Annotated in this window: 7 protein-coding genes (1 of these 7 running past the window's edge); 6 read left to right on the top strand and 1 reads right to left on the bottom strand. The window is 51.2% G+C overall.

Annotated features, from left to right (window positions below):
• Nucleotides 1-1,240: the 5' portion of a glutamate-5-semialdehyde dehydrogenase gene (locus M0P74_08620; GenBank protein ID MCK9363646.1), read on the bottom strand. It extends 20 nt beyond the left edge of the window; only the first 1,240 of its 1,260 coding nucleotides appear in the window; the start codon lies at nucleotides 1,238-1,240; its stop codon lies off the left edge, out of view.
• Between the two features lie 323 nt (nucleotides 1,241-1,563).
• Between M0P74_08620 and M0P74_08615 the strand changes: the two genes are divergently transcribed.
• From M0P74_08615 to M0P74_08590, 6 genes are all read left to right on the top strand, one after another.
• Nucleotides 1,564-2,634, top strand: coding sequence for a hypothetical protein (locus tag M0P74_08615; protein ID MCK9363645.1), 1,071 nt, complete (start codon nucleotides 1,564-1,566; stop codon nucleotides 2,632-2,634).
• 63 nt (nucleotides 2,635-2,697) lie between these two features.
• On the top strand, nucleotides 2,698-3,681 hold the full coding sequence (locus tag M0P74_08610) for a radical SAM protein (protein ID MCK9363644.1): 984 nt from the start codon (nucleotides 2,698-2,700) through the stop codon (nucleotides 3,679-3,681).
• Nucleotides 3,682-3,728: 47 nt separating this feature from the next.
• Entirely contained in the window at nucleotides 3,729-4,220 is a 492-nt protein-coding gene (locus M0P74_08605) for a GNAT family N-acetyltransferase (GenBank protein ID MCK9363643.1), read from the top strand.
• Between the two features lie 230 nt (nucleotides 4,221-4,450).
• A complete protein-coding gene (locus M0P74_08600) occupies nucleotides 4,451-4,651 on the top strand; it encodes a cold-shock protein (protein MCK9363642.1) in 201 nt (66 codons plus the stop codon).
• Between the two features lie 297 nt (nucleotides 4,652-4,948).
• Complete coding sequence (gene amrB, locus M0P74_08595) at nucleotides 4,949-6,454, top strand: AmmeMemoRadiSam system protein B (GenBank protein MCK9363641.1); 1,506 nt, start codon at nucleotides 4,949-4,951, stop codon at nucleotides 6,452-6,454.
• The gene (locus M0P74_08590; protein ID MCK9363640.1) at nucleotides 6,454-8,649 is read left to right on the top strand and encodes a hypothetical protein; all 2,196 of its coding nucleotides are present in this window, start codon (nucleotides 6,454-6,456) and stop codon (nucleotides 8,647-8,649) included. Before amrB ends, M0P74_08590 begins: the two co-directional genes overlap by 1 nt.
• Nucleotides 8,650-8,787: the final 138 nt, after the last annotated feature.

Below are 8,787 nucleotides of genomic sequence, written 5' to 3'. Positions count from 1 at the left end.
TTCCATAAATAATGAATTTTGTCGTAGTCAGCTCTTCGAGCCCCATCGGTCCAAACGCGTGGAGTTTGGTCGTGCTGATGCCGATTTCCGCTCCCAACCCCAGCTCGAAGCCATCGTTGAAGCGCGTTGAGGCATTGACCAGCACCGCAGAGGAATTGACCTCCTGGATAAAGCGCTGCGCACGACCGTAGTTCTCGGTTACTATAGCCTCGGTGTGGAGCGAACCGTACTTCTCGATATGGGCGATCGCGACGTCAATATCTCCCACTACCCGAATAGCCAGAATCAGATCGAGGTATTCCCTGCTCCAGTCATCATCCGTAACCGGCTCCGCCTCCGGCAGGATTTCCCTTGTTTTTTCGCAACCTCTTAAAGTTACGCCTGCTTCCCGAAGCTTGATGGCTGCAAGCGGCAGAAATATGCGCGCAATTTTTTCATGGACAAGCAGAGTCTCCAGCGCATTGCAAACCCCAGGCCTCTGAGCCTTGGCATTGATTATGATCCCGATTGCCATGTCCATATCGGCGTCTTCGTCAACATAGACGTGGCAGACACCCTTGTAGTGCTTGATCACGGGAATTTTTGAATCCCTCACCACCGCGCGGATCAGCTCCTCCCCCCCTCGGGGGATGATCACATCAATGAATTCCTCAAGCTGCAGCATTTCATAAACCGCCTCCCGGTCAGTCATCGGCACAACCTGGACGGCGCGCTCCGGAAGTGAGAATTTCTGAAGAGCTTCGGCAACGATCTTTGATAGAGCCAAGTTGGAGTTTATCGCCTCGGATCCCCCGCGCAGGATAACGGCATTCCCCGACTTCAGGCAAAGGGCGGCCGCATCCACGGTAACATTCGGGCGTGATTCATATATCATTCCGACGACACCCAGGGGTATCCGCATTTTACCGACAAGCAGTCCGTTCGGCCGCCGCCACATTGAAGTGATTTTTCCTACCGGATCCGGCAGAGCGGCAACCTCCCGAAGTCCCTTGGCGATTCCCTCCAGAGAAGCGTCAGAGAGCGTCAACCGCTCCAACATTGCAGATGAAAGGCCAATGCTTCGCGAATAAGAAAGGTCCTTCTCGTTTTCTCTTTTCAGAAAATCGGCATTTTGCAAGATGGCCTCCGCCATTGCCTCAAGCGCCCCATTTTTTACATCAGTCGAAGTCTTGGCAAGAAAGATTGCAGCCTCTTTAGCCTGACGCCCTATATTCTCCATCTTTAAGCTTATTTCCGACATTATTCACCTCAAAAACCAAGGATATACCTTCTTATAGATACCGAATCATTTCTGACAAAAACAATCATGTCTCTCTATTGACGTAAAGCTGCGCTTTTCTCACCCGGCAAAACACTGTATCAGCAAAAACCAGCGCAAAACTCTCCATATTGACGTTGACAATGAATGTTGCCATCATATAAAAGAATCTGTTTGCAATGAAAGAGCGAAGATAATTTACAAGACGTCGCTAATGGTGTCAAGTTTATTTACAATTTTGCAATTAGCGGCAAACGTCTGTGATAATTTAACAGACACAGTAAAATTGGCAGGATGCAAGAACAATGAGCGGAAATATCCGAGTTAAGGCAGGCAAACAGGCATACGAGATTATTTGCAGCGGCGGCTTCAATCTGGACCATATAGCAACCTATTTCGGCCCGGCGGGAGGCCCCCGCTGGCTGGTCACAAGCGGCTTCGATCTTACCTTGCTCAGGGAACAATCACTTGGCCGCAAAAACCCGGTCTGGCTGGTGGGCGCCTCTGCCGGGGCTTGGCGCTTCGCAGCATGGCCGCAGCCGGAAGCAGAGAAGAGCTATGCCATGCTTATGGAGGCATATATAACTGCAATCTACAACAGAAAAGACACACCCCGGACAATCCTTCGGTCACTGACAGCAATCGTTAACAGTTATATTGAGGATGACGGCCTTCCTTTCGCCCTCTCCAATAAACGATACCGGCTTGCGATCCTGACAACGAGGATGAAGAATCTCGCCGCCTCTGACAATGTTTTGTTACAAAAATTAGGTTTTCTCTCAATATTCCTGGCCAACGCCGTAAGCCCGCCGCTGCTGCATTGGTTTGCCGAAAGAGTTGTCTTTTATTACGGCGCCCGACCGCCGGATTTCTGCTTACGAAAGGGATTTAAAGGCCGTTTTTCACCGTTAAACGAGGTAAATTTCAAATCCGCCGTCATTGCATCCGGCGCCATCCCCCTTGTCGTCGCCGGCGTCCGGGACATCTTCGGCGCTCCTGACGGCGTTTACCGCGACGGCGGTCTGCTGGATTATAATATAAACCAGGATTACCGCACTAAAAATGGCGGGCTGACGCTGTTTTTCCATCACCAGGAAAGAATCATTCCCGGCTGGATGGACAAGGTTTTTAAAAAAAGACGCCCGCCGGCTGCTTTTCTCGACCACGTGCTGATGGTTTGTCCAGCGGAAAGCTTTATCCAAAAACTCCCCAACGGCAGGATACCCGATCGCAATGATTTCGCTACATTCATTGACGACCCCCAAACGAGAATCGCCAACTGGAAAAAGACGGTGGCGCTCGCGGCGCCCCTTGGCGAAGAGTTTTTGGAGTTGATAGCAAGCAACAGGCTGCGGGACATAGTTGAAATACTCTGATAAGACCCTTAATAAACTGTTTATTTGCCAAAAAATATCTAAATGAATCATGATTGTTAAAGAATGAATTATCCCGGTATTGAGAAGAATATTGAAACACTGAAGAGCATCCTCTCCGATTGCGAACTCTGCCCACGGATGTGCCATGTAAACAGGAATTCCGGAGAAAGAGGCTTCTGCCACCTTGCCAGCAAGATGCTTATAAGCGCCCATTTGCCTCACCACGGCGAGGAACCCCCCCTTTCCGGGGCCAGGGGCGCGGGAACTATCTTTTTTTCCTCCTGCAACCTGAGATGCAGTTACTGCCAGAATTACCAGATCAGCCACACCCCCGCCGGACAGTCGGTTTCCGTAGATGAACTCGTTGATATCATGCTTGAATTACAAAATGCCGGGTGTCACAATATAGAACCGGTAACCCCTACTCCCCACCTGCCGGGAATAATGGAAGCGCTTTTTCTTGCCAGAAAAAAGGGGCTTTCGCTGCCGGTCGTCTTCAACTGCGGCGGTTATGAAAGAAAAGAGAGCATCGCCCTCCTCGACGGACAGGTGGAAATCTATCTCCCCGATTTCAAGTACGGCAGCGCCGAGACGGCAAAAAAACTGTCCGGGGTTGGCGACTATCCCAAACAGGCGTTTGCCTCTCTCAAAGAGATGGTGCGGCAGGTTGGCGATGCCCTGTCCCTTGATAAAGACGGAGTGGCCGCCGGGGGGATCATCGTCCGTCACCTTATCCTGCCTGGATGCGTTGAAAACAGCCTTGAAGCGTTAAGGCTGATAAGGTCCGTATCGCCCCTCCTCCCGCTTAGCATCATGTCGCAATATACACCCATTATTAACACGGAGCGCCGCTTATCCGCAGACACGACACACCCGCTTTTGCGTCGGCGGATAACGAAGAAGGAGTATGAACAAGTCGTAAACGCCGCCCTGGATATGGGTTTTGAAGAAATCTACACCCAGGATGTTGACGACAGGGCGCTGAACCCCGATTTCAGCAACGAAAACCCTTTTGACTGGAGTGCAACGGGAGTCCTCGATGCCTGATTTTTTATGCAAAAATGCCGATGAAAAAATAACGCAGGAGAGGTGATATGGGGGAAATCATTGCCGGCTATTATCCGGGGGCAATCGGGAGAATCGTCGAAATGCATGGCGCGTATTATCATCTTCACTGGGGATTCGGCCTCTTTTTCGAGACAAAGGTCGCTACCGAACTTTCCCAATTCATGAATCGTTTTGAAGAAGGGCGGGACGGACTATGGACGATCGAGAAGGGGGAGGGAATAGCGGGGGCAATCGCTATAGATGGGATAAAAGCGGACGAAAGCGAAGGCGCGCACCTGCGCTGGTTCATTATTGATCCCCAATTGCAGAGGCAGGGATGGGGCAGGCGCCTTTTAAACGAAGCTGTCGCTTTTTGCGATGGCAAAGGCTACCGCAAGATTTACCTCTGGACTTTTCAAGGTCTCTCCTCAGCTCGTCATCTATACGAAGCAACCGGTTTTCGTCTCGTTTTTCAAAAAGAGGGCGAGCAATGGGGAACCAAGGTAACCGAGCAGCTCTTTGAAAGATTCCATGAATGAAGCATCCTGCCGCTGGGGTGATGGAAAAATAAAACTTGACATTCCCTTTTAACATAGCCTATACACGCCGCGCCTCGGGCTTCCTTAGTTGGAAGATCGGCACAGGAGTTGGATACAGACATTTTGCAGTGCAGTACCGGACAGTTGTCCAAGGGTCTTTCGCCCTGTTGTTGCTTTTGCGAGCGTGTTCATCCGACTTGAATAAATTTTACGAAAGGAGGATGCACAGCATGTCAGAAGGAACAGTAAAGTGGTTCAATGAGCAGAAGGGCTTCGGTTTCATAGAGGACTCCGAGGGCGGCGATGTTTTCGTTCACTACAGCGCCATTAAATCGAGCGGCTTCAAAACGCTGGCCGAGGGTCAGCGCGTCAGTTTCGAAATAACCCAGGGCAAAAAAGGCCCGGCTGCAGAAAACGTAATGGTACTGTAAGAATTGCCATCAACGGCCCTCCGATGTTTTTAAAATGTCGGAGGGCTTTTTTTATGATTATCCCCCGCTATCCCACCAAATCAATTATCTTAAATCATCTTGACTAACCATAGCCGGCAATGTTAGAAATCCCATGCCGCTTCGATACTTTGCCAATATACTATTTTAATATGGTTTCTTACGTCAGGCAGTGAGGCGCCAATCGCCAGTATGGCAGGCAACCAGGGTAACAACTGGCATATCTTTTAAAACAATCAGATCAAGGAAAACCAAACTAACGAAAAAAGGAGCTGCATTATGGACATTCTGAAATTCGGGATTCCCGTTTTGACGATCGGCGCCGTGCCCTCCGGTATGGACGCTGGCGAAATTCGTCCGCCCGCCGTCGCCGGGCAGTTCTATCCTGAAAATGCGGACGTTCTGAGGCTTGCTATTAAAAAATTCCTGGAAGATGCGCTGCCCCCGCAGGGGATAAAACCCTTTGCCGTAGTTGTGCCGCACGCCGGCTACATCTATTCGGGACAGATCTGCGCCGATGGCTGGAATCAGACGCGCAACGAAACCTACGACACGATAGTACTGCTCGGAACCAACCACACAACACCCAATCTTCAGAAAATAGCGCTTTACCCGGGAAGTGGCTTCCGAACCCCTTTGGGAACGGCAGTTATCGATAGGGAAGCTAACGCCGAATTGCTCTCCCTCTCCCCCGACTGCATCCTGGACAAAACGCCCCACCAGAGGGAACACTCGGTAGAGGTTCAGGTCCCCTTCGCCCAGATACTCTTCCCGGAGGCGAAAATCATCGCCGCCATCGTCGGCCAAGCCGACACCGCCCTATACATCCGTTTCGGCAAAGCCCTTGCCGCTGTTCTCAAAAAAAGGCGGGGACTGATCGTCGCCAGTTCCGACCTCTCCCACTACCCAACAGCCGAAGATGCGGAAGAGGTTGATATGGAAACGCTTACGGCTATTGCAACCCTGAATCCGGAAAGATTAAGGACGACTGTCCGATCGCAGGCCGCTCGCCATATCCCCAATCTGTCCACCTGCGCCTGCGGTGAAGCCCCAATCATCGCAGCAATGGCCGCCGCCAGGGAAATGGGCGCAACGGAGGGGAAAATTATCAGCTATGCCAACTCGGGGAATATCCCTATCGGCGAACGCAACCGCGTCGTCGGCTATGGGGCGCTGCTCGTTGCCGCCGGTTATGAAACTCGCAGTGAGACAACCCCTGCCGTTGCGAGCGGAGAAACTTCTATATCCCCCTCTGAACGTAACTATCTGCTATCACTGGTCAGAGAAACAATTAATCGTTACCTGACAGTAAAAATGACGCCCTTGCCAAGGCCTTCCACCCCTCTTCGGCGCGAGCTGCACGGTGTTTTCGTCACCCTCAAGAAACGAGGCAATCTGCGCGGCTGCATCGGCAGAATGGTTCCCGATCGACCTCTTGCCGAGCTCGTGGCAACTGTATCCCTGGAATCAGCGTTCGAGGATCCCCGCTTTAACCCAGTCACCCTCCGCGAACTTCCCGATCTGGAAATAGAGATTTCCGTTTTGACGCCGATGAAAAGGGTAGCCGGACCCGCCGACATCGTTGTGGGCACAGACGGGGTAATGCTTCAGAAAGGCGGCCGATCCGCCGTCTTTCTCCCCCAGGTCGCCACCGAACAGGGATGGGACAGAGAAGAAATGCTTGATCATCTCAGCATGAAGGCAGGTCTGCCGGCAGACGCCTGGAGGGACAATGCGGTTTTTTTGACTTTTCAGGCGATTGTGTTCAGCGAAAATGAAGCTTAATGGCCATCTTTAGAACGACAGCAAGCGGCGCAGGAACAGCCCTGTTTATGGCCGGCCTTGTAACTCTGCTCGGGCAGATAGTAATTTTTCGGGAGCTGAGCATTGTCTTTCACGGGGTTGAGCTTATATACCCGGCAGCCCTCGGAGGCTGGATGCTCTTCGCCGCCTTCGGGACGCTTTTTCGCAGATCATGGCCAACTGAAAACAGGATAGCCGCTTTATTCACCCTCTTTGCACTCTTTTTATTGTCCGGAATCGTTTGCATCCGCGGCAGCGATTTTTTTACGAACAATATAGCTGGTTTTTCCATCCTTCCTTTCAAGCAATTGGCGATCCTTATCTTGTTGCTGCCTGGCGGCATCATTTCCGGTCTGATGTTCAGTGAAATCACTTCTATACATTTAGAGACGAGAGGGAGTCCGGAGGGCGCGTGCGCAATGGAAGCGGCAGGAGGCATAGCCGGGGGATTCCTGGCAACTTTCGGCATTCAATACGGTTTTAGCAATCTGTTTCTTGCCCTCTTTTGCGCCCTGCTGTCCTTTACGGCGGCGCTCCTGCGTTTTCAAAGAAAAACAGGCAGATATGGTCGTTTTATCGCCATAACTCTGGCATTGGTAACTCTTCCCTTTCTCTATAAAGTCTCCTGGTTAGACATGAGGATGACCGCGCTAAATCATCCTGGCCTCTTTTTTTCAGGTGATTTCTCCTTTGGCCGTGTCGCTGCCACATATCGCGGCGGGGATATTTCCGTATTCGAGAACAATACTGCTGTATTTACAACAAAAGACACGGAAGGGGCTCGCTTCGCCCATCTGGCCGCCGTTCAGCACCCTGACCCTCACAGAATACTGGTGATTGGGGGCGGATGGGACGGGAGCGTACGCGAGTTGCTGCTTCACAAGCCGGCACGGATAGACGTAATGCTCCCCGCAGAAGACCCCTTTATCCGTTTTCGCCTCCCCGGCGACATCCGCAAATCGCTGGCAAATCCGGCCGTTCACCTCTCCCGCGCTGATCCGCGAAAGTTCCTTAAATACAAGGGATTTGCCTGGGACATCATAATTGTTGACATTGCGGCGCCCCTATCCTGCCGGATGAATCACTATTACACGCGCGAATTTTTTGACAGTATGGCCGCACGCCTTTATCACGGCGGCATCGTAGTTATCCGCCTTCCTTCCTTAGAAAACACCAAGAAGACTAATGATTTAATCAATCTTGCCTCCATTTACCAGGCACTTGCCGCTGTTTTCCCCGAGAGGCTCATCCTTCCCGGAACAACTACGTTGATCGCCTCCTCCTTTGCCCCGCTTCCCCATTCTCCCGAGGTTTTAACGGAGCGCCTCCGGGAACGAGGAATAAAAAGCAGTATAATACAATCATTATTCATACGAAAACTTTTCGAGAGCGAAGATTTTGCGAATATCAAAAATCAACTGCAAAATATGGATTCTCCTGAAAACTCCGCTCTCAGACCCGCTTGTTACTCCTCTGCTGTTCAGTCCTGGGCAGACGCTCTATTCCCGCAGATGGTTCTTTCCCGCATGCCAGATTTAGTAACGGTGCAAAGGCACTCACTCTGGCTCGGCATGATTGCCGGCATAGCACTTTTCCTTCTGTTTGCGGTAAGCCATCTGCGGCCTTATTGGCAGAAAACCATTCTGAAGGCCGTTGGCGGATTTCTTGGCATAACAAGCGCATCGCTCCTCATCCTCCGCTACGGGACAAAAGAGGGCATCCTCTATCAGCAGATTTCTCTCTTGCTCGCGGCGTTTATGGCGGGCATGGCTTTGGGAGCGCCACTTTTACGCGATTTGACGACGAAAACAGGAACAGCGGTAAAACAAAGTTTGATGTCCATAAATCGCAACCGCTTCTGGGGCGCGACATTGTTGATCGGCATTATGCTGCTTAATGCCGCGTTTATCGGAAGCGCAAAAAGTGATACCGGCAACCTGCTGCTGACTGCTTTGCTAATTGCAGCCACCGGCTTTCTGACAAGTGGACTGATCGTCTGTGCCAGCATTTACAAAACAGAAGGACTTAACAAGAGAACATTCTTGTACACCTCTTGCCTGATCGGCGGCTCTCTCGGCGGTCTATGCGCCGGGCTCTTGCTAATACCGGTTTTCGGGTTGGCGTCAACCTCCGTGACCTTGATTATCATCGCTGCGCTGGCGCTTATTCTTGTCTGAAATATTTGTTATTGCTAATGTTGTTGATGCCGTAGCTTGAGTGCCGCGGTTAAAATCCTTTGACAAATAACCGTTTGTCGGATAGTGAGACCAAGGAAGGGTAAAGCCAGCATATTTTACATCCGGGTCTGAAGCGAT

The organism is Syntrophales bacterium (assembly GCA_023229765.1).
Classification (GTDB): Bacteria; Desulfobacterota; Syntrophia; order Syntrophales; family UBA5619; genus DYTH01.
The sequence above is the reverse complement of the archived record's forward strand: the minus strand, read 5'-3'. Positions and strand labels throughout refer to the sequence as shown.

What these genes read in the sequence shown, in the direction of transcription:
- M0P74_08615 (MCK9363645.1), top strand. Translation starts at nt 1,564, where the DNA reads ATGAGCGGAAATATCCGAGTTAAGGCAGGCAAACAGGCATACGAGATT.
- M0P74_08610 (MCK9363644.1), top strand. Translation starts at nt 2,698, where the DNA reads ATGAATTATCCCGGTATTGAGAAGAATATTGAAACACTGAAGAGCATC.
- M0P74_08605 (MCK9363643.1), top strand. Translation starts at nt 3,729, where the DNA reads ATGGGGGAAATCATTGCCGGCTATTATCCGGGGGCAATCGGGAGAATC.
- M0P74_08600 (MCK9363642.1), top strand. Translation starts at nt 4,451, where the DNA reads ATGTCAGAAGGAACAGTAAAGTGGTTCAATGAGCAGAAGGGCTTCGGT.
- amrB (MCK9363641.1), top strand. Translation starts at nt 4,949, where the DNA reads ATGGACATTCTGAAATTCGGGATTCCCGTTTTGACGATCGGCGCCGTG.
- M0P74_08590 (MCK9363640.1), top strand. Translation starts at nt 6,454, where the DNA reads ATGGCCATCTTTAGAACGACAGCAAGCGGCGCAGGAACAGCCCTGTTT.